Here is a 22,619-nt window from a genome sequence, read left to right as displayed (position 1 = left end):
ATAGAAAGGATGTGTTGTAATTATAGATAAATTTTTAACAGGTTAATAAAAAATGAATAATAAGATAATAAAGTTATTAAGTATGAATAGTTTTATTACCGGTATAGGTGTTTTTAGCTTATTACTAATAATTTTTATGTTGAATATTGTTGCGACTAAACTTTCAGTGTCACAGTTAATGTTAGTTGCATTGATAGCATCCATAGCTGTTTTATTACCTTTTTTAACAGTCATTATAGTTAGTCGTGCTAAGGATAGTGTGTTTGTTCAAGCAACTAATATTTTAGAAAAATATACACATATGGAAATTGATGAAACAGAATTAATTACACCTTTAAGTAGTAAAGCTATTGTTGTGTTTGTAAATGATTTTAATGTAAAGCTGACTCAGCTAAATCATCAACAGAAAATAGTTAATGATCTGGTTGTACAGTTAACAGAAAATACTCAGGAAATGAATCGAGTTTCAAATATAATTGTTGATGGAATGCAGCAACAAACCTCTAATACTTCTCAGGTACAAAATACTATAGAAAATCTGTTGTCAGCTATATCGCAGGCGAGGGAGGCTGCAGTTAATACTTTTGACATCGCAAATAAGTCAGAAAAAGAAGGTGAAAGCGGTAAAGAAGTTATGACTCAGGCAATTACAGGGGTAATGATGCTTGCAGAGTCAGTTAATGAAGCGGGTGAAATTATTAAAAAACTCGGTGAGGATAGTAAATCAATAGGCAGTATTATCGATGTAATCACGGGTGTTGCAGAACAAACAAATTTACTGGCATTAAACGCAGCGATAGAAGCTGCTCGAGCTGGTGAGCAAGGTCGTGGCTTTGCTGTTGTTGCTGATGAAGTACGATCATTAGCAAGCCAGACACAGTCATCAGCACAAAAGATAAATGAGATTATTAATATATTATTGAGACATGTAGAAGATGCAATCAAGGTTATTAATACGAGTGTTGAGCAGGCTGATAATTCAGATGGTTTAATGGAAGGCGTTACAATTTCATATTCAGATCTTGTGGGTTATCTTAAAGAAGTGTCTGCAATTTCAAATGGTCTGGAAAACTCATCTCAAAATACAGAAGATTCAGCTGAGTTAGCAAATAACAGTCTCGCCGTTATTCAGGCAACTTCACAGGTTGCAACGGCTCAAATGGAAACGCTGCAGGAGAAAAGTAATAACCTGAGTGAAATGGCTGATCAACTGAATTCTATGATGAACGCGACTAGTTAATACTGGCTGTGTATAGTTAATTCCGTGTGTTTTAATGTAAGTCTTTTTAAGGTTCAGGGAATTAACGTTATCAATGTATAAAAATAAATCTATTCTTAGCTGGGCACTTTACGACTGGGCAAATTCTGTATTTGCAACAGTTGTTATTGCTGGTTTTTTTCCAGTTGTATTTAAATCATTCTGGGCATCAGACCTAAGTGATTCTGAAAATACATTCTGGTTAGGAATTGGTAATGCGACTGCAAGTTTGATTGTCGTTATACTAGCACCCATTCTTGGTATTGTTGGTGATAAATTCAGATTAAGAAAGTCATTGTTAATTGGCTTTATGGTGCTAGGAGCTGTTTCTACCAGTATGTTTTATATAGGCCAGCAGGGTGACTGGATTCTGGCATTACTTCTTTATGTTATTGCAACAGTCGGGTTTATGTCGGCAAATATATTTTATGACGCGTTATTAGTACCAGTGTGCGCAGAAGCTCAGATTGATAAAGTGTCTGGCTTTGGATATGGCATGGGATATCTTGGTGGTGGCTTGTCCTTAGCAATATGTATTGTATTTAGTCAACAGCCAGAGTTGCTGGGTTATGACAATGCTGTAGATGCAGTGTTGTTATGTTTTATCCTGGTTGCGCTATGGTGGCTGATATTTAGCTTGCCGTTAGCTATATGGACGCAGGATGTGTACCCTCAAAAAAAACCTGAAGCAAAACCTTTAACATCACAAACCATTCAGTTGTTTAAAACAGTTTTTAGCAACAGGCAAACTCGTCTGTTTTTAATAGCATACTGGATCTACATAGATGGAGTAGATACGATTATCCGTATGGCTGTTGATTATGGTATGGCACTAGGTTTTGAAACGGGTGACCTCATACAGGCACTATTAATAACTCAGTTTGTTGGTTTTCCTGCCGCTATACTATATGGATATATTGGTAATCGCGTAGGTGTTAAAAATGCATTGATGGCAGGAATTGGGGTATATGGCATTATAACGTGGCTGGGTTATAACATGAACACAGCTGCTGATTTCTATATGCTTGCTGTATTAATAGGGCTTGTACAGGGAGGTGTTCAGGCCATGAGCCGTTCATATTTTGCGAGGATGATTCCAGATGGGCAGACAGCTGAATATTTTGGTATCTATAATATGTTAGGAAAGTCTGCTGCAATTATAGGTCCTGTTATGATGGGTGGCGTTGCTTTAATAACGGATAATCATCGGTATTCGATACTATCAGTCTTATTGCTCTTTGTTGTTGGTGCAGTCATATTGTCTCGAGTGAAATCGCCAGATAGTTAATATGTGTCTATGCAGGAATCAGGTTTATGATTTTAATTGTTGATTCAGATAAATCTTCTGAAACTAAAACAAAACAATTTTTTAGTGAATCAGGTTTTGATTCTGTTGTAGTAGCAAATTCAGCTAATTCGGCGCGTGAAATTATTAAATCAGACGATATTAAGCAGGAAATCACACTTATTATTATTGATCATGAACTGGAGGATGCGAACGGTTTTGAGTTTTGTCGTGAGATAAGTAAAACAACAACAGGTAAAAATGCATATATTATGATGTTGGTGAGTAGTGCTGAGAACAAAACAGCAATTGAGAAAGCCAGGCATAGTGGGGCATCAGGCTATTCTGTAAAACCAGTTAACTCAGCTGAATTTTTAAAACATTTTTTTAAATTTGTAATATCTAAAGTTGTATTACTCATAGAAGATGATCCTGTTATTCGAATGATGGTTAAAAAAATTATATCAAATAGTCGCATTGAAATAATAGAATTTGATGATGGAATTAAAGCGCATAATTTACTAAATAAGATATTACCTGCCAGATTAGTATTAATGGATATCGGTTTGCCTAATAAAAGTGGTATTCAGCTGGTTGAACAAATCAGGAGTAAGGTGAGCTGGCGAAAAACAACCGTTGTTATGTTAACGGCAAGTTCTGATGTTTCAGATGTTAAAAAATGTTTATCAGCAGGAGCAAATGATTATCTGACTAAGCCTATTGTCCCAGAAGTTTTTAAAGAAAGATTAGGTCGATATTTACCTGATGAAAATTAAAAATACAATACAGGTTGCAGATGCCAGGCAAGCATATTTACGATGGAATTCATCCAGATATAAGCAGCTTCCTGAGATTGTTGGTGGTGATATATATAAATATATCCAGCTAATCCCTCTATTTTTACAATTAAATAATAAGCTTTTACCCGGTTATGCTGATCCGGACGCACCTGCTGGAGTTTTTTCATATAAACCAGATAAGAATTCTATTGTCGATGCGAAATTATTGAATAATAAATTTCGTTATCAACAAGAAGGAGTTATTAATAACTATGCTATTGAATCTGTATGTTTTCATCAAAAGTTAATAGATAAAAAAAATAGTTGCTGGATATTTTATAGATCATCATTAAATATAAAGCAGTTAACATTATTAAAAGAAAAAATAAATAAATTATCTCAATGGTTTTCAGCTAGAGGAGAATGTATAGATTTCAACTGTCTATCAGTGGATGACTTTGTCAGTAATAAGATAGAAAATATAAATGATGAAAACAAGTCATTATATCTTGATAGATTTTATAGTGAAATGATTTTATTGGCAGGTAAATATCCAGTCTGGTGGTTGGTTCCGCCAGAAAAAGAAAAAGAATATACAGCTTTTGTTGAGCATATTAAACAAGCACGTTTTGTTGATGTTGAAGAGTTCATTGATCTGGGTGGTGTGGCAGAGTTGGCTCGTAGTGATGTCATAAAAAAAGCTATTGATCTGGTTCAAAAAATAAAACAGTCACCTGAAACATGTCTTGCTGAATTGTTAATAATAGATCAGAAAAACACATCATGGCCAGTGCTTGATGGAATATCTCATCGGTTAAAATATTTTATTTATACGGGTAAGGTTGAACGAAACCCTGTTGATATAATGGCTAAGATGATGCATGAGGCAATGTCTCATTACCCGGAGACCGAGCATATATTATCTCCAGTGAGACTTTTTTCGCGTTTAAGAAATATGCCAGGTCAACTCAATCATAAACTAGTTGATGCCTTTCTGGCGGATGATTATGTCTATGAATCAGCTTCGACCGGGCTTGAAAATATTATTTCATACCTTAATTTTTTTAAAGCGATATCACATGAAGTGCGCCAGATATTTTCAAATATAGTAAAGCAGTATAACGCAGAGAACAGTGTTTCTGAGCAGGATAAAATTTTAGCGTCAGTTGCTAGCAATATGATGGCGTTCTTATCTGATGGAGATGACAGTGTTCCACTGTATAATAATAAAAATACAACAGATATTATTTTAGATCGAATTCATCTTAAGCAGGAGATAACGCAGGGCTCTGGTCGCTGGAGTCTGGTTTTAGAAGTATCTGAAGGTAATGAAAAAACAATAGGAGGGTTTAATAGTTTACTTGGTTTATTGGCCTGGTGCTGGTTGAATCGAGTTGTGAATCACTCGACACAGGTGTCAATTGAAAGCCCCGGTCAGCAAGTTAAGCAAATTGAAGCCTACTATGTTTTAGAGGTTTTAATACAGCAATTAAAACCAGATCTCATATCAAATATTCCAGCTGTCGCTTTCGAAAATCCTGTAAGGCCATTACAGTCTCTTCTATTTGTTAATTTTATGGCGCTTAATAAAAATGAAAATATTCGTGTTACTGCGACAGACGATCCTCTGAGTTTTGGTAATCTGTCAGAAAACCTGGTGACACATTGTGAGCAGCTAATCATAAATAGCTGGGGCGATGTTTACACAAAACAGTATTCAGGAAATACAGGCATATTAAACTGTTTATGTGAATGGACACATCATGCACCGTTAGATGAATTATCTAAACCACAAAAACTAAGTGTTTTTGGTCATGGGGCAGGTGATAGCACTTATATGGCTCAACGCGTAGAACAGGTCTATGATGAAATGCAGTCATTTTTTTATAATACTAGAAATGAAATGGGTCGATTTATATTAAGAATGGGTTCGGAGTATCATGTAGTCAAAGTCGAAGACTCTCTTTTAAAGCCTGTCAGAATAGGTAAGAAAAAAGCATTAATGGGATACCTGGAGGCAGCTTCCAGCTCATTTCATGATACAGCTCTGGAACGACTGGCATATACAGATTATCCATTGAGAGAAATTTATCAAAATAATAAACCGCATGTTCTGCAAGTGTTTTTTCAATTAATCAACAGAGCTTTTTATACCTGGGTTGTTGATGAGAACGGCTCGTTATGGGCTGATGTTTCAACAATATACAATCGTGAAAGTTATATTACTCACTGGTTGTATTTTTTTAGAAACATCTCGAATAGATTGAAAAAAATTAATTATCAGGAACGAGAATTGCCTGGCCTGGAAATTAACCAGATTAGTATTAATCAGTTAGGAGGCATAGAGTTTTATGCTATAGGTGCTGATGCGGTATCCGGATCGAAAAATTATATAGATATACAGGTTAGTATTAATGGTCACGTGGATGGTGATCAGCTGAGTCTGGTGTGTGATGGTCGACGATTCACTTATGGTGATTTTAAACAGAATGCTTTAATAGAGTGCGTTCAATATATGTCAGCCAGAATGACAGGTGAGGGGAGGCTGCCAGTTTATGTGACTGATATAGACGTACCCTTAAGAATTTTTAATGTGATTGAACGCGATGATATTCAAATAAGCCATATATTGAAATTTAAGCGAAATTTTGAACATAAAATTAATAAATTGCTGGACAGTTAAGGTCAGGGGAATTAGAAGGTGTATCTATAAAAAATATGGGTGTAATTATTTTTTATACAGGAGTCAGCACAAGCTAACTCCTACAGATTCTTATTTAGTGTAAATCTAATTTACTTAATTCTTCAAGAATAGCCTTTATCAAAGATTCACCAGTGGGTCCTATCTTATCGCAAAGTTTGTCTATATCTCTTTCACCATCGACTAACGGTTTTATTAGTGTGCTGAATCGGGCAAGGTCACCCTGTGTTGTCGACATTTGTTCTGCCATTTGACCTAACATGCTTAATGCATTTGTATCACCTTTGCTGGCACCACTGATTAATTGTGCAAGCATGGGTGCTGCCATGGAAGGATCTGCTTCCTGATTTGGATCAGGCATAGTGGCAGGGTTCTGAATGCCTTTTAAAATAGCATCTATGATAATCTGGTCTTCTTCATCGAGGCCTTTTAATATGCTACTGTCACGTTGACCTTTTAGTACTTTACGAATAGCACCTACAAGATTTTCCCAGCCATTTTCAGCTGATGCTTTTAGCACCTGCTCTAGCCCGGGGCGTAATGATGTGTCACTAAGTGAATTAACTACATTCACAATAAGTGGTGCGTGAAAATTTGCAATCTGTTGCTGTTTCTCTGGTGCGAAAGCCATAGCTGATTCTCTTTTAAAGTTTTATATTTTCTTTAATCCTCCCCTTTAATAAAAGAGGGGAGATTTAAAGTGCTGAGATTTTTGCCAGCTGTTCTTTTAATTTTGTTATCGCAGATTCCATTTCCGCTACACGTTCTTTTTCTTTATTAACAACTGCTTCAGGTGCTTTATCTACAAAACCGGGATTACCCAGTTTGGCATTGCTTTTTTCGCAGTTAGCTTCAAGCTTGCCAATCTCTTTATTGAGTCGGGCAAGCTCTGCATCTTTATCGATTAATCCAGCTAATGGTATAAGAATTTTCATCTCACCCACAAGAGCGATAGACGACTCAGGTGCAGACTCATCTTCGCTTATAAATTGAACAGATTCAAGTTTAGCCAGAGTCATTACAAATGCTTCATTATCGTAAAAGCGTTTAGTGTCTGCTTCACTCGCATTCTGTAATATGACGGGTAAAGGTTTACCCGGTGCAATATCACTCTCTGAGCGAATACTGCGTATACCCATAATGAAGTGTTTTACCCATTCCAGTTCTTCCTCAGCCTGTTTATCGACTAATGCTTCTGATGATTCAGGGTAAGCCTGATTCATAATTGTATCAGCATTAATGCCAGCCAAAGGAGCCACTTTTTGCCATAACTCTTCCGTGATAAACGGCATAACTGGATGGTTTAAACGTAGAATCGTTTCCAGTACGGTTACTAATGTTTGACGTGTTCCTCGTTTTTCTGCTTCACTGAAATGATCTTTTAATAATACTGGTTTAGATAATTCCAGATACCAGTCACAGTAGTCTTCCCATACAAATGCGTATAGATCCTGTGCGGCCAGATCAAAACGGTAGGTGTTAAAATGGCGATGTACATTATCTTCAACTGCCTGTAAGCGCGAGCGAATCCAGCGATCAGCTAGTGAATATTCACAATCTGTATTCTCAACTCCATTATCCTGACCTTCCGTATTCATTAATACATAACGGGTGGCATTCCATATTTTATTACAGAAGTTTCTGTTGCCCGAAATACGGTCGGTTGATAATACAACATCGCGTCCGGTTGTTGCCTGCGAAGCAAAAGTAAAACGCAACGCATCTGTACCTAAAGAAGGGATACCGTCCGGGAACTGTTTGCGTGTTGCTTTTTCAATTTTCTTCGCCATTTTTGGCTGCATTAAACCACTGGTGCGTTTGGTTACCAGTGACTCTAAATCTATACCATCAATAATATCAATGGGGTCAAGAACATTACCTTTTGACTTGGACATCTTCTGCCCGTCTGCATCACGTACTAATCCGTGAATGTAAATTTCTTTAAAAGGCACTTCACCCTGAAACTTCAGGCCGAACATAATCATGCGCGCAACCCAGAAGAAAATAATATCAAAACCGGTTACTAAAACGCTTGTAGGGTAAAACTGTTTTAAACGGTCTGTGTTTTCAGGCCAGCCTAAAGTAGAGAAGGGCCAGAGCGCAGATGAGAACCAGGTATCGAGAACATCGTCATCCTGTTTTAAATTTACATCATCTGCCAGTTTATATTTTGTACGTACTTCTGCTTCAGAGTCTGCAACATAAACTTTACCGTTATCGTCATACCATGCTGGAATACGGTGGCCCCACCAGATTTGACGTGAGATACACCAGTCCTGAATGTTGTTCATCCACTCGTAGTAAGTTTTGTTCCAGTTTTCAGGTACAAACTTAATGTCACCATTCTTAACAGCATCAATAGCTGGTTCAGCAAGCGGTGCAATTTTTACATACCACTGATCTGTTAAATAAGGTTCAACAACTGAGCCTGAACGGTCACCTCGAGGTACCATTAATTTATGGTCATCAATTTTTTCCAGAAGACCGAGTGCTTCCAGATCAGTGATAATCATCTTACGAGCTTTGTAACGTTCTAATCCCTGATATTTTTCTGGGCACTCATCATTTATGCATGCATCAACAGTGAAAATATTATGCATAGGAAGGGCGTGGCGCTGACCCATTTCGTAGTCATTGAAATCATGAGCAGGAGTGATTTTTACGCAGCCACTACCAAATTCCATATCAACATAATCATCACCAATAATTGGAATTTCACGGCCTACTAAAGGCAAGGTGATAGTGCTACCAATTAAATGTTTAAAACGCTCATCTTCCGGATGTACCGCAACTGCTGAATCGCCCAGCATGGTTTCAGGTCGTGTTGTTGCCACAACCAGATGACCTGAGCCATCGGTGAGCGGATAACGCATGTGCCATAAGTGTCCTGACTCTTCTTCTGAGAGTACTTCCAGATCAGATAACGCTGTGTGTAGAACAGGATCCCAGTTAACAAGACGTTTGCCACGATAAATCAGGCCTTCATCATATAATTGAATAAATACTTTGTGCACGGCTTCAGACATGCCGTCATCCATGGTGAAACGTTCATGCTCCCAGTCAAGGGAGCCACCCATACGACGCAACTGTTGAGTAATCGCACCGCCTGATTGTTCTTTCCAGTCCCATACTTTTTCAATAAATTTATCTCGTCCTAAATCATGACGAGACTGATCATCTGCAGCAAGCTGACGCTCTACAACCATTTGAGTAGCAATACCTGCGTGATCGGTGCCGGGCTGCCATAACGTATTATCACCTTTCATACGGTGATAACGTGTCAGGGCATCCATTATGGTGTCCTGAAAAGCATGACCCATATGTAATGTGCCGGTGACATTAGGCGGTGGAATCATAATGCAGTAATTATCTGCATCAGCCTTGGTCTGAGGGGTGAAATAACCCTTTTCTTCCCAGGTTTTATACCAGTTTTGCTCTATAGATTGCGGATTGTAAGTTGTTTCCATGGATATCTTGGTTTTACTTGTAAAAAGAAGCGGAATTATAGCCTAAGTCGGGGATTATCCCGAGTTTTTCATTAATCAGATGGTTGAATAGTTACAGATATCTAATTTTATTATTAGAAGGCACTGGAGACTAGATGATGTCTAACTGCATAGTAATGCGAAATTGATGAGTAAGTTTGTATCATCAATTTACACTTACCCAGAGTTCGCCTGTTTATAAGAGGCGAGCTCTGGGTGAAAAAGTAGAAAAACAGGGAGTTAAAATCTAAGAGAAAGACTTAATGAGCTTGATACTGAAGCGGCATCAGCACCTAAAAAATCTTCATAATCACTCGTTTCTCTAATGCCTAACATGAAATCAAGTGATACTGCATCCCAGTTATATCCAATACCGCCATTTAGTTGAAGGCCGCTGAAACTTTCTGTGGCGCCTAAAGCCTTCCAGTCCTCATTAAAAATACCGCCACCTAAATATGCCTTAAATCCCAGATTCTCAAGGCCGGACCCAAATAGCATTGCGATATCAACACCATCAACATCCAATGATGAAAAATCATCATGTGTCATAGAATATAAATTTCCACGTATGGCGATATTATTTGAAATTGCATATGATGCGTTAAATGAGCTGCCGATGAAATCATCATCAATAAAAAAAGAGTCGGTGTAGGCAATCGTCATCGCATAAGTGCCAATGCCGATATTGAATTTTTTTGGTGCTTCTTCAGCCTGTAGATTAAAAACTGTAAAGCAGGCGAATAAAGAAAGTAAGAATGAAATACCGGTACGCATAAATAAAATCCTTTAAATAATTAATACAGCATTAGAAATTATATAAATTACTTTCAGAATTTATTTATTCAAAAAACAATTATCAATTCCTTTTAATTGTGCGCATTTTACCGATATAAAATATATAATCAAATATTAAACTGTTTATAGAGTTGTTCTTTCAACTGTAAAGTTATGCCAGGTATAGCATTGTTTATTGCCTGATCAATTTTTTCTTTTAAGTCATTACTATCAAGTTCATTCTCAATTGCTTTATTTGCAATTGACTGCATTGCTTCTGAGAAATCCTGTGAGTCCATATCGGTTGTGTTTTCATCATCTATTTTTATAGATGGAATATCATCAATAACTGTATTTTCAGGTTCGCTTTTATTCTCAGACTCACTGGCATTTTCAAGTGTAAATAATGATTCTGTTTCTTCTGGTTGTTCATCAAATTGATGTGCATCAAAATGATTTAACATATCGTCATTGCCCGGATGTGAAATGTCTGTCAGTGTCGGGATGTTATTTTCTAAATCAGTCATCAATGCTCTCCAGTGTATGATGCTCTAGCGTATAACCTGATTCTCTATATGTTTTGTAATTTTGTCGCCCCGACTGCTTGCGTTGTTCATTCTGATTGAGTATTTCTTCAATGCTCAATTCGTTTTCTTTTGTTAAATCTGCGGGGCGAGAAGATAAATTTATAATAGACTGGAAATTCTGATCATTTATTTTCTGATGTGAAATTAGAATAGGTTGTTGCTGGTCTGAGGGTTCTAACGTTGCGATACCATGCGGAATAAAACTGTCATTACGAATACTCCACAAAAGAGTATCGACTGATTTGCTTTCATCAACCGAGTCCGTTTGAATTAACACACGTTTACCCGACTGCCAGTGGCTTTCTGCCAGTTTACAGGCATATTTCTGTAAGCTGTCAGATTGGTCGTCGGGTAAAATGTAAAAATCAACAGAGATCATTTAGTCTCAGCTATACGGTCAAATACATATTGCATTAATAAAGGTAAAGGTCGGCCGGTAGCACCTTTATTCTTACCTGAATTCCACGCGACACCGGCAATATCTAAATGCGCCCAATGATATTTCTTAGTAAAGCGCGAAAGGAAACAGGCGGCTGTAATTGTGCCAGCTTCTTTACCACCAATATTCGCGATGTCGGCAAAATTACTGTCCAGCTGTTGCTGGTAGTCATCAAATAAAGGTAGCTCCCAACAACGGTCACCCGCATCACGACCCGCATTTAACAGATCATTAATGAGAGGGTTATGATTACCTAAAAGACCCGCAGTATGACTCCCGAGTGCAACTATGCAGGCACCGGTTAATGTTGCAATATCAATAACCACATCCGGATCAAATTTTTGAGCATAGGTTAATGCATCACATAATATTAAACGGCCTTCTGCATCGGTATTAAGAACTTCAACCGTTAAGCCCGACATGCTGGTAACGATGTCACCGGGTTTTGTTGCCAGACCATCAGGCATGTTTTCTGTAGCCGGGATAATGCCAATAATATTGTATGGAAGTTGCAAATCAGCACAGGCACTCATCACACCCATTACACTTGCTGCCCCACACATGTCATATTTCATCTCATCCATAGCCCCGCCGGGTTTGAGGCTTATGCCGCCCGAATCAAATGTAACGCCTTTACCAACAAATACGATGGGTTTCTGATTTTTATCCCCACCCATGTGTTGCATGCTAATGAGTTTTGCTGGCTGTCGTGAGCCTCGTGAAACAGATAAAAATGAGCCCATGCCCAGTTTTTCCATATCATCTTCTTCAAGTATTTCTGTTTTAAAGCCGCGATGGGTTATTTCCAGATTTTTTGCAACTTCTGCAAGATATGTAGGAGTACATATGTTACCCGGCAGGTTAGACAGATCGCGGGTTAGTTTTATACCTGATGAAATAGCCATGCCTTCACGTACGGCCTGTTCACCATCGGGTAATTCCCGGCGACTAGGTACACTGAATATAACTTTGCGTAATGGGCGACGAGTATTTTCCTTTTTACTTTTTAACTGGTTAAAAGTATAAAGTGAGTCTTCAGTTGCCTGTACTGCATGGCTAACTTTCCAGGCAGAATTACGGTTTTTTACATTGAGTTCGGTGATGCATGAGAATACTTCGGTTGCACCCCGGTCATCCAGAAATGTTGAGACAACATGATTGGCTTTTTGAAATGCTTTAATATCAAAATGCTTTTCACGGCCACAACCAATCAGTAAAATTCGGTCACATAAAGTGTTTGGTACATTATGCAGTAATAATGTCTGGCCTAATTTGCCTTCGCATTCACCGCGACGAATTAAATTGGATATAAATCCATCGCTGGAATCGTCTAATATCTGTGCTGAAAGTGAAAGTTTACGGGAGTCAAAAACCCCTACTGCAACACATGAAATGCGCTGCTTTTCAGGGCTGCCGCTCTTAACCGAAAATTCCATAATTACTCCATAGTAGTCGTGTTCAGATAACAGGCTTTGTATGTTATATAACGGCCTGCGGATATTATAGGACACAGTTAATAGATAAAGGTGCCCTACAAAATATGTATAAAGGGGAGGTGGATTTTATGCAATTTTTGGCAGTTTATACAGAGCTAAATACTAAAAAAGTGTACTTTATTTTAAAAAGTGTGATTTTGTTGTTATATGGCAAGATAACTATAGCTAATTATGCATCATAAATTAAAACTATACTTAGGGTAGAATACCCCTCATCTACAAAATTATGGATAAAGACTCTAAAAACCGATGTTAAATCGTTATTTCACTATAATCGACCGTTATATATCAAGGGAATTATTATTAACCTGGTTGGCGGTGACTCTGGTTCTTATGCTCATTTTACTGAGTGGTACTCTGGCCAGATTACTGGGAAAAGCAGCAGAAGGTGTTATTCCGGGTGATGCGGTATGGGCTCTATTATTGTTTACCGGTGCTCGTTATCTTATTTTACTTATTCCTTTGAGTCTTTATCTAGGGGTATTACTCAGTTTTAGTCGTCTTTATAAAGATAACGAAATGGCGGCTCTGGGCGCTTGCGGTGTAGGCTTGATGCGTTTATATCGACCATTACTCATGGTTGTTCTACCGGTCACCGGCGTTATGTTATACCTCACTCTGTTTATGATGCCCTGGGTTTCTCAGCAGGCTGAACTGTTAAAGTCAGAAATTGAAAACCGCTCAGAACTGACGGGTTTAACTGCCGGGCGGTTTAATGCAGCGAAAAAAAGTGATGCAATTATGTTTTTGCAGCGCCAGTCTGACGACGGAACCGAAATGTTTAATGTGTTTTTGCATCAGACGAATAAAAACACTAAAAATAAGCTGCTAGATAATATTGAATCAGCTGATGTAGCCAGGCGTTATAAAGATGAGGAAGGGCGATCCTTTATTATGTTTGAAAATGGTCAGACCTATGAGGGGGAGCCCGGAACATCTGATTTTCGAATTACTCAATATGAAAAAAAAGGAATATACCTGCCTGAACAACAGTTAGTGCGAAAAGTAAGTCGTAAAAAAGCAGTTTCAACGGGTGATTTGTGGAGTTCAAACAGGGTTGATTATCGCGCTGAATTACATTGGCGTTTGTCTTTACCTATAGGCGCTTTTTTACTTGCTATTTTAGCCCTGCCTTTAAGTTATACCACGCCACGTAAAGGTCGTTATTCCAAACTGGCTCTGGCCATTTTAATTTATCTAATTTATTCCAATCTATTAGGTATTGGACAAAGCTGGGTAGAAAAACAGAAAGTGCCAGAATGGCTGGGTTTATGGTGGGTGCATGGCTTCGCCATATCGTTAATTATTTACTGGTGGTTAAAACGAGCTGGTGGCATAAAACAATTTCTATCTCAGTTAAAACCTCGTCAGCTTAATTCTGTGGTTAAAACATCATGAGAATTTTGGATAACTATATAGCTAGAGCGGTTATTAGTGGCACATTAATGGTATTACTCGTGCTTGGTGCATTACTTGCCTTTGTCGATTTTGTTTCTGAAATGGATGATGTTGGGAAAGGGCAATACAGCATGCTGGAAGCGGCTCTGTTTGTATTATTAAGTTTGCCAAAACGTTTATATGAAATATTTCCAACAGCGGTATTAATCGGAAGTTTATTAAGTCTGGGTACACTAGCCGGTAATAGTGAATTTACAGTTATGCGGGCAGCCGGTGTGTCTATTATGCGTATTGTGTTTTCGGTATTAAGAGCCGGTTTTATTTTACTGGTTTTTATCGCATTCATTGGTGAGCTGGTTGTACCTGTCAGTGAGCGACAGGCTCAAACACTTAGAGCTGAAGGTTTACAGCAAACAATCAGGCTTGCAGGTAAAGGGGGCTTCTGGGCACGTGATGGGCAGCGTTTTCTGCATGTAAGTCATGTGTTACCGGGCATGAATCTGGGGCAGGTAAATATATATGAGTTATCCAAAGATAATAAATTAATAAAAGTGACACATGCAAAATCTGCACATTATATAAATGGTCAATGGAGGCTGGATGGTATTCAGCAGACAGACTTTAGTCACGATCAGGTAGAAAGTAAAACAGTTGACTCGGAAGTGTGGAAAAAACTGTTAAACCCTGACTTATTTAATGTGGTTAGTGTTGAGCCGGATAATATGTCTGCAATCGATTTATATAAATACAGCAGTTATCTAAAAAATAATGATCTGGATTCAAGTCATTATGAACTGGCATTCTGGATAAAGGTTTTTACTCCGGTTTCCAGTCTGGTGATGCTGTTAATTGCATTACCGTTTATTTTTGGCTCACAGCGCAGTGGCGGAGCTGGAAATCGTATGTTGGTGGGTTTATTGCTGGGTATCGGTTTTTATTTACTAAATCGTACGGTAAATCATCTCGGTCAGGTTAATCATGTTTATCCGTTTATCAGCGCATCAGCACCGATACTGTTTGCTGCAATGGTGAGTCTTTATGCGTTACGTAAGGTGAAGTAGTACAGGGAGTACACAGAGAAATAGATTTTTTAGTCAAAATCATATCTAAATAAATTTAAAATTATTTTTTTTCTAATTGCACCAGATGTGAAGATGACAGAATGTCATGCCAGGTGCGATTTTTTGAATCAATTAAGCTCCATAAAAAACCCAGGCCAAATACACTCCAGGATAAAACAGCACTCAATGAACGAATTGTGGCCTGTTTCCTGTCAATATTGCTTCCATCATCCGATATTAGTAATAACATCCATGTTTTCATACCCAGTGTTTGCCCGCCACGAGACCAGAAGTAGATATAAAAAAACAAACCGGTAATAAATATGGTGCTTAGAATAATAATCTGATGCAATAGATATAGAGGGTGTTCATCTGTAATGGCATTGCCGCCATTCATAATAAATGTGTTTACGATACTAATCGTACCGGCTACCAGCATACATAAACCAATTATCAGGAATGAATCATAAATAATAGCCATCAGGCGTCTAAACAAAGAAACCGGGGCAGCTGAGTTTGAATCGGGCATTTTTATCCAGTTGAATAATACAAAGTAGGCAAAATTGTAACGGATTGCTCAAAATCATGCATTAATCATTATTTTAATACCCTCTGGTAGGCGTTTTCCTGCTTTTTCTTTTTTTTGATATAAACTATGTACAAACAATATTTATTTGCTGGAGATTATTATGATGAAAAGAAGTCTGCTTACTGCAGGTTTAATTGCTGCCTCACTGTCAAACGTACATGCCTTGCCTTATGGTTTTTTTGATGCCAGATCAGTTGCTATGGGTAATGTCAGTGTTGCAACCGGTGGTATAACAACTGCGGCTCTTTCAAATCCGGGAATGTTATCAGTAAATGAAAATGATGATAGCTATGCACTATTATTACCAGCATTAGGCGTACAGGCTATTGATGATGGTAATGTGATTGATCTGGTTGATGAGTTTCAGGCGATTGGTACACCTACTACTCCAGAAGAACTTGATAGACAGATAGCAATATTGAATGATCTTGATGGTGCCAGTGTTATTGGTGCGGTTATACCTAATGTAGCATTTGTATCATCCGGTGAAAATTTTACCTGGGGTATTACTGCTCGTGCGGATGTGGTTGTTTCTGCTGGAATAAGAGAAGGGAGTGTTATTATCCCAACTCCGACTAATCTAGTAGAACCTGATGCAGTTGTTGATGCTTTAGGTGTTGCAATTACCGAAATTGGTCTACCAATGGGTACAGATTTATCTTTTGCGGGTATGCAGTTGTCTGTTGGTGTTACACCTCGATTTGTACAGGTTGATTCTATTGAATATTCATCACCTCTTTCTACAGCCGATATTGAAGATATAAAAGATCTGGATACAGAAGACCTTGGCAGTTTTACAACGGTTGATGCCGGTGTTGTTTTAAGTGTTATTGATACTTTTAGAGTCGGTCTGGTTGCAAAAAATCTAATTGAAGATACAAAAACCACAAGTTCAGGTATTGATGTAGATTTTGATACTCATTTACGCGCAGGTGCCGCATTTGATTTTGGTTTTATGACACTTGCTGCAGATATGGATTTAACTGAGCGTGATCCAATTGCATTTGAAAACCCATCTAAATCATTAGCTGTGGGTGCAGAAATTGATGCGTTTAGTGTTGTGCAATTACGTGTAGGTTATCAATCTAATTTAGCCAGTGGTGCAACAGACCCTGATTTATATTCTGTTGGTCTTGGTTTCTGGTTAGGATTTAATCTTGATGTTGCTTTAGTTGCTGGTGATGATTCTTCATATGGCGCATTTGTGCAAACAGGATTTCATTTTTAAAAATGTAAATCGAATAATTTAAGAATGATCTTTGAGGTGAAAAAGTGTAAAAAACTTCGACTATCTGTTTTTTAATTTAACGGGTTTAAGTGTAAAAATATAAGTTTCAAACAAAAATAAATGAGTTTTTTTTGTTTGAAACTTAAAAACCAAAAAAATTAAAAAATACTAAAAATTAGTAAAAAAATTAAACCTGAACCCTGTTTCAGGTTTTTTTTGCAAAAAAACTAAGTTTTTTTAAAAAAAGAGCACTTTAAATGCTTGATTTATTTGTAAAATAGAAAATACGAATTATAATCTGTGCATCAACCCGATGAATAGGAATAATAAAATGGCCCGTAAAAAGAAAAAAGCAGTAAAAAAAGTAGTTGCTAAAAAAGCAGTAGCTAAGAAAAAACCAGTAGCTAAGAAAAAACCTGCAGCAGCAGCGGCTAAGAAAAAAGCAGCAGCAGCTAAAAAGAAAGCAGCAGCAGCTAAGAAAAAAGCAGCAGCAGCTAAAAAGAAAGCAGCAGCAGCTAAACGCAAAATAGCAGCAGCTAAGAAAAAAGAAGCAGCAGCTAAGAAAAAAGCAGCAGCACAAAAAGCTGCAGAAGCTAAGAAAGCAATAAAAGCTCAAATCAGCGCTGTTCAGGCAGATCTGAAAGCAGCACGTGAAGAGCTGCAAACAGCTGCAAAACGTGAAGCGGCACTGATTAAGATGGCTGGTAACAAAGAAGCAGCTATTGCTAAGTTTGTTGCAAAGTGGACTAAGCAGCAGCTTTCTAAGATGGAAAAATCTCTAAAGCCTAAAAAACGCAAAGCAAAAAAGCGTAAATAAGCTTTATGAGCTCATAGGTTAGCAATAATCTATAAAAAAAAGCCACATCCGAAAGGATGTGGCTTTTTTTATGGGTAATATTTTATAAGTTTTGAGTAATATCAGGTAAAAATATTAAATTAATTCATTAAACGGCTGCACTTCAACTGTTTCTCCTGGCTCAACATCACCTGCATCACGTTTTAAAACAATAAAACAGTTCGCTTTTGCCATTGAACTCAGCATATGTGAACCCTGTATACCGGTTGTATCAACAACTAATTGTCCGTTTTCATCGCTGGACATAATTCCGCGTTGAAAATCAGTTCGTCCCGGACGTTTTTTTAGTTTAGAAATACATCTCGCCTGTAATTTTACCGGTGCAGTAATGGATTCACCTTCCAGTAAACGTAAACTGGGTTGTACAAACTGATAAAATGTCGCCATTGCGGAAACCGGGTTGCCGGGTAAACCAAAGAAAATAGTATCGTTTATATGACCAAATGCTAAAGGTTTGCCTGGTTTCATGGCTATTTTCCAGAAACCCACCTCACCAATCTCATCTAATATTATTTTAATGAAATCGGCTTCACCAACTGATGCTCCACCGGATGTGATAACCAGATCAGCAATATTTGCCGCTTCTTTTAAAGTCAGTTCAATTTCTTCTTTAATATCGGCGACGACACCCATATCGATACATTCAACACCCATTTTTTGTAACATACCAAATAAAATATATCGATTACTATCATAGATATCACCGGGCTCAAGATTTTGACCGACGCCTTTTAATTCATCACCGGTTGAAAAGAAGGCCACTACCGGTTTTCTGATGACTTTAAACTCGGTTACACCAACGGATGCAAGTAACCCAAGTTTTGCGGGTGATAAACGTTCACCTGCTTTAATTATCGTATCACCTGTGAAGAAGTCATCACCGGGGTTACGCACATTCTGTTTTGCTTTGTGCTCTGAACCAATTTTAATATTGTCTCCGTTTACTTCAGCATGTTCTTGCATAATGACGGTATCGGCACCATCGGGAACAACTGCTCCTGTCATAATACGAATAGTTTCCCCCGATTTAATGCTGCCGTTAAAGGGTGCACCGGCAAATGATTTTCCAGTTACTTTAAGTTCGGCATCACCTGATTGGGGGATGTCTGATGCATTAATAGCGTAACCATCCATGGCAGAGTTAACAAAAGGAGGCACATCTAAAGGTGAAGTAACATCTTCAGCGAGAATGTGCCCCGCTGCTTCACGAATAGTGACATTTTTTTTGCCTTTAATTGCTTGTATGCTTTGTTGAATTTTTTCTAATGCCTGTTCAAAGCTAAGTGAATTAGGGTCGAACTCATCATTACATGAGGCTTGTTTCTTAATCATGATAGTGTCTTCTTTATATTTATAGGCAAATTATTAAAATTTCGTTTAGTTATGCTGCACTCAGGCTACGATCCGTGCTGTTGATGGTACTGAATAACAAAATCGGCTATTGCATTAACATTATTAATATCAAGTTGGGGTAAGTTGGTATCTTTCAATGGTGTCTTATCATCGTGTGCAATCGCAATAATTTTGTCATCATCCGGATACATTAATGGTTTTCCTGTGCTTTCCCGGTGCAGTTCAATTTTGTCGAATGGCCATTTTTTAAAACCTTCGACTAATATCATATCGATAGAATCTGCAGGAATATGCGTTAACATTTGTTGTAATGTCGGGTCTGCTTCAGTTTCATTCTCTATTGTAATAACCGTACGTTTACTGGAGCAAATTAACATAGGGACTGCACCGGCTTTACGCAATTCATAACTATCTTTGCCCGGCGTATCCATATCAAAATTATGGTGAGCATGTTTTATAACCGCAATGCGTAAACCCCGTTGTTTGAGTTCGGGTATGAGCTTAAGTAATAAAGTGGTTTTTCCAGTGCCACTAAAGGCTGCAAAACCTAATAATGGCTTTTCGTAGGATATTTTTTCTCTTTGATTAGACATTAGTTCATATCATCCGGACGATTGAAATTATTAAAGTGATTTCTCTGTGATGAAAAATCACAGATTGCTGGGTCTATTAATGAAAAAAAATCATGCACTTTACGTCGCCCCTGTAGCAAAAACTCTCTTAACAGGTGTTTGTGCTCACAGTTTAATAATGAAAATAAGGGCTGTAACCTTTCTCCGTCATGACACAGAGCAGATTTTTTATTCTGTTCATGAATGCAATGGCAGAGGTTTTTTAAAAGGTTGTCAGGGGGCACAGGTGAGTCGCAGGGTAAACAGAGCAGGTAAGGAGTTGTGCAAACCTGCATGGCACTTAAAATACCTGCTAGTGGCCCCTGGTAGTCTCCATCAATGTCACAGGCATCATCTTGAATAACTTTTTCTGCGTAATTTTCATAAATGTCTAAATTTCGATTTGCACTGATAATTATTTTGTCTGGTGGAATTCCAATATATTGAGTTATGTGCTCAATCATGGGTTTGCCCTGCCATAACATTAAACCTTTATCGACACCGTGCATTCTTTGTCCACGACCACCGGCGAGAATAAGGTAAGTAACCTGACTTTGTGGGTTTATATTTTCCATGGATTGAATGCTTACTTTTAAATTGTATCTACTGTATTTAACGTTGGTTCAGTGTAAGTTATTATCAGAGCAGCATTTTATCATAAATCAATTTAAGACCTTCGCTCGATACAGACGCGAAAGAAAAATGAGTTAAAATTTTTCTGATTAAGGTAGAAAACGCAGTTAATAACTTGTTATTGATAGGTTTTCTAACGAAAAACAGGGGGATTTTAGCTATTTTTATTTGTGAATGTATCGAGCAAAGATCTCAACTTATATAAATTCCAGAGGTATGTGCGTTAAAAATGGCAATAGTCGATCAATTACCCTCAGGTGAACAGGCACTATTAGAGCGTTTTCTGGATGCTTTATGGATGGAGCACGGTCTCAGCCAGAATACCCTGTCTGCATATAAAAACGATTTGTCGAATCTGGCATTATGGCTATTTGAAAATAAGCGCAATTTACTCAAAGCTGAGCAGGTAGATTTACAGGCATTTCTTGCTCACCGATTTGAAATAGGCAGTAAAAACCGCAGTGCCGCAAGATTATTGTCTTCAATGAGGCGTTTTTACGCCTGGTTGTTGCGTGAGAGAAAGATACAGATTGATCCAGTGGCGTTAATTGAGGCGCCTAAGCCAGAACAGCCATTACCTAAAACACTGACAGAACAGCAGATTGAAGATCTTTTAAATGCACCAGACTTAAATGATGATCTGGGAATCAGAGATAAAGCCATGCTGGAAACCATTTATGCCACGGGGTTAAGGGTAAGTGAGTTAGTTGGGCTGGAGTTTTCACAGGTTTCGTTAGATCCGGGTGTGGTACGTGTAATGGGGAAGGGTGGGAAAGAGCGGTTAGTGCCACTGGGTGAAGAAGCCATCGATTATTTGTTGTCTTATATAAAGTGCGCCAGAGTTAGTTTGATGGCGCAACATCAACCCTGTAATGCACTTTTTGTAACCCGTCGGGGTAAGGGAATGACCCGACAGGCCTTCTGGTACTTACTTAAACGTTATGCAACACTGGCCAATATAGATGCAGGAATACTGTCACCTCATACATTAAGGCATGCCTTTGCGACTCATTTATTGAATCATGGCGCTGATTTGCGCGTTGTGCAGATGTTGTTGGGTCATAGCGATATTTCCACGACTCAAATTTATACCCATGTGGCAAATCAGCGATTACAGGAAATTTATCAGCAGCATCATCCCCGTGCCTGATAGCGCTTTCTGGTGCAATTAGCCGCTTTTTGACAAAAAATAATAGAAAACGAGTTATTTATGTCTGGAATTAATTATAATCTGTCCTGTCTACCTATACAGAATACTAAAATATTGAGAATTAAGTTTATGAAATTATTATTAAAACCCGGCCTGATGGTATTGGCGCTGGTGTCTGCATTAACATCTGGTCTTGTCTCTTCGGTATATGCCGATGAAGCTGGTATTAAGCAATTAAAAGAAACTCTGGCAAAACGTTTGCCTCCCGGTGCGCAAGTATCTGTAAAAGAAACACCAATTGCGGGTTTCTATGAGGTAGTCTCGGGTAAAGAGATCATGTACATGACAAAAGACATTGGATATTTTTTTGATGGCGATCTAATTGATATGAAAACGCGGGAGAACCTTACAGACACTGCTCGTGATGTTATTCACCTTGATTTATTAAATAATCTGGGTGAAAAAAATATGCTTGTTTATACGCCAAAAGATGAAGTGAAGCACACTATCACTGTCTTTACAGATGTTGATTGTTATTATTGTCAGAAGTTACACAAAGAAATGGCTGATTACATGAATAACGGTGTGAAAGTACGTTATATCTTTGTGCCATTCAAGGGGCAGAAGAGCATGGCAACATCGGTATCAGTCTGGTGTGCTAAAGATAGAACCAAAGCGATGGATATAGCTAAAAGTGGTGGAATGGTTGAAGCAAAAACGTGTGATAACCCGATCAATAAACATAAGATGCTTGCTACAGATTTAGGTATCAGGGGAACGCCAGGCATAATGCTTGAATCAGGTGAACTGATTGGAGGATACGTGCCTTCAGATAAATTATTAAAAATGTTAAATTCTGTAAATACAGCCAAGCTTAATTAAATGAAAATTACGGCACACCTTTTATAAGGTTGTGTCGTAACTATTTATAGTTCA

Annotated in this window: 20 protein-coding genes; 10 read left to right on the top strand and 10 right to left on the bottom strand. The window is 38.0% G+C overall.

Translation table 11 applies throughout. The annotated features are described in order from the left end of the window. Positions 1–52: 52 nt before the first annotated feature. The 4 genes from DIZ80_05395 (at position 53) to DIZ80_05380 (ending at position 6,005) form a co-directional block, all read left to right on the top strand. Positions 53–1,240 carry a hypothetical protein gene (locus DIZ80_05395; protein ID RDH84901.1) on the top strand — a complete coding sequence of 396 codons (1,188 nt, stop codon included), beginning with the start codon at positions 53–55 and terminating at the stop codon, positions 1,238–1,240. Positions 1,241–1,313: 73 nt separating this feature from the next. Beyond that, entirely contained in the window at positions 1,314–2,546 is a 1,233-nt protein-coding gene (locus tag DIZ80_05390; protein ID RDH84900.1) for an MFS transporter, read from the top strand. A gap of 26 nt (positions 2,547–2,572) precedes the next feature. Next, positions 2,573–3,319, top strand: coding sequence for a hypothetical protein (locus DIZ80_05385; protein ID RDH84899.1), 747 nt, complete (start codon positions 2,573–2,575; stop codon positions 3,317–3,319). Next, positions 3,309–6,005 (top strand): hypothetical protein, encoded by a 2,697-nt coding sequence (locus DIZ80_05380; GenBank protein ID RDH84898.1) that lies wholly within the window; start codon positions 3,309–3,311, stop codon positions 6,003–6,005. Before DIZ80_05385 ends, DIZ80_05380 begins: the two co-directional genes overlap by 11 nt. A 94-nt stretch (positions 6,006–6,099) precedes the next feature. Here the strand turns inward: DIZ80_05380 and DIZ80_05375 are convergent, their stop codons facing one another. From DIZ80_05375 to DIZ80_05350, 6 genes are all read right to left on the bottom strand, one after another. Further along, positions 6,100–6,654 (bottom strand): hypothetical protein, encoded by a 555-nt coding sequence (locus tag DIZ80_05375; protein ID RDH84897.1) that lies wholly within the window; start codon positions 6,652–6,654, stop codon positions 6,100–6,102. Positions 6,655–6,718: 64 nt separating this feature from the next. Beyond that, the gene (locus DIZ80_05370) at positions 6,719–9,490 is read right to left on the bottom strand and encodes a valine--tRNA ligase (protein ID RDH84896.1); all 2,772 of its coding nucleotides are present in this window, start codon (positions 9,488–9,490) and stop codon (positions 6,719–6,721) included. A 258-nt stretch (positions 9,491–9,748) separates the two neighbouring features. Then, positions 9,749–10,282: a hypothetical protein gene (locus DIZ80_05365; GenBank protein ID RDH84895.1), complete on the bottom strand. Its 534-nt coding sequence runs from the start codon at positions 10,280–10,282 to the stop codon at positions 9,749–9,751. A gap of 128 nt (positions 10,283–10,410) precedes the next feature. Continuing rightward, complete coding sequence (locus DIZ80_05360) at positions 10,411–10,809, bottom strand: hypothetical protein (GenBank protein ID RDH84894.1); 399 nt, start codon at positions 10,807–10,809, stop codon at positions 10,411–10,413. Then, positions 10,802–11,248, bottom strand: coding sequence for a hypothetical protein (locus DIZ80_05355; protein ID RDH84893.1), 447 nt, complete (start codon positions 11,246–11,248; stop codon positions 10,802–10,804). The genes DIZ80_05360 and DIZ80_05355 overlap by 8 nt, the downstream gene beginning before the upstream one ends. Beyond that, a complete protein-coding gene (locus tag DIZ80_05350; GenBank protein ID RDH84892.1) occupies positions 11,245–12,744 on the bottom strand; it encodes a leucyl aminopeptidase in 1,500 nt (499 codons plus the stop codon). Before DIZ80_05350 ends, DIZ80_05355 begins: the two co-directional genes overlap by 4 nt. A 309-nt stretch (positions 12,745–13,053) precedes the next feature. Between DIZ80_05350 and lptF the strand changes: the two genes are divergently transcribed. Together lptF and lptG are read left to right on the top strand one after the other, a co-directional pair. Further along, the gene (gene lptF, locus DIZ80_05345; protein ID RDH84891.1) at positions 13,054–14,202 is read left to right on the top strand and encodes an LPS export ABC transporter permease LptF; all 1,149 of its coding nucleotides are present in this window, start codon (positions 13,054–13,056) and stop codon (positions 14,200–14,202) included. Further along, entirely contained in the window at positions 14,199–15,263 is a 1,065-nt protein-coding gene (gene lptG / locus DIZ80_05340; GenBank protein ID RDH84890.1) for an LPS export ABC transporter permease LptG, read from the top strand. The genes lptF and lptG overlap by 4 nt, the downstream gene beginning before the upstream one ends. A gap of 61 nt (positions 15,264–15,324) precedes the next feature. Here the strand turns inward: lptG and DIZ80_05335 are convergent, their stop codons facing one another. Beyond that, on the bottom strand, positions 15,325–15,792 hold the full coding sequence (locus DIZ80_05335; GenBank protein ID RDH84889.1) for an RDD family protein: 468 nt from the start codon (positions 15,790–15,792) through the stop codon (positions 15,325–15,327). A 160-nt stretch (positions 15,793–15,952) separates the two neighbouring features. On the opposite strand from DIZ80_05335, the gene DIZ80_05330 reads away from it, so the two are divergent. After that, positions 15,953–17,080, top strand: coding sequence for a hypothetical protein (locus DIZ80_05330; protein ID RDH84888.1), 1,128 nt, complete (start codon positions 15,953–15,955; stop codon positions 17,078–17,080). Between the two features lie 313 nt (positions 17,081–17,393). Beyond that, the gene (locus DIZ80_05325; GenBank protein RDH84887.1) at positions 17,394–17,897 is read left to right on the top strand and encodes a hypothetical protein; all 504 of its coding nucleotides are present in this window, start codon (positions 17,394–17,396) and stop codon (positions 17,895–17,897) included. 114 nt (positions 17,898–18,011) lie between these two features. Here DIZ80_05325 and DIZ80_05320 read toward each other — a convergent pair whose 3' ends face one another. From DIZ80_05320 to mobA, 3 genes are all read right to left on the bottom strand, one after another. Further along, complete coding sequence (locus tag DIZ80_05320) at positions 18,012–19,268, bottom strand: molybdopterin molybdotransferase (GenBank protein RDH84886.1); 1,257 nt, start codon at positions 19,266–19,268, stop codon at positions 18,012–18,014. 65 nt (positions 19,269–19,333) lie between these two features. Beyond that, complete coding sequence (gene mobB, locus DIZ80_05315) at positions 19,334–19,882, bottom strand: molybdopterin-guanine dinucleotide biosynthesis protein B (protein ID RDH84885.1); 549 nt, start codon at positions 19,880–19,882, stop codon at positions 19,334–19,336. Beyond that, positions 19,882–20,475, bottom strand: a complete 594-nt coding sequence (gene mobA / locus DIZ80_05310) for a molybdenum cofactor guanylyltransferase (GenBank protein RDH84884.1) — start codon at positions 20,473–20,475, stop codon at positions 19,882–19,884. Before mobA ends, mobB begins: the two co-directional genes overlap by 1 nt. Before the next feature lie 287 nt (positions 20,476–20,762). Between mobA and xerD the strand changes: the two genes are divergently transcribed. Then, complete coding sequence (gene xerD / locus DIZ80_05305) at positions 20,763–21,683, top strand: site-specific tyrosine recombinase XerD (protein ID RDH84883.1); 921 nt, start codon at positions 20,763–20,765, stop codon at positions 21,681–21,683. A gap of 60 nt (positions 21,684–21,743) precedes the next feature. Continuing rightward, complete coding sequence (locus DIZ80_05300) at positions 21,744–22,565, top strand: disulfide bond formation protein DsbC (GenBank protein RDH84882.1); 822 nt, start codon at positions 21,744–21,746, stop codon at positions 22,563–22,565. Positions 22,566–22,619: the final 54 nt, after the last annotated feature.

This window comes from endosymbiont of Galathealinum brachiosum (assembly GCA_003349885.1).
GTDB lineage: Bacteria > Pseudomonadota > Gammaproteobacteria > SZUA-229 > SZUA-229 > SZUA-229.
This window is presented reverse-complemented; position numbering and strand designations above follow the sequence as displayed.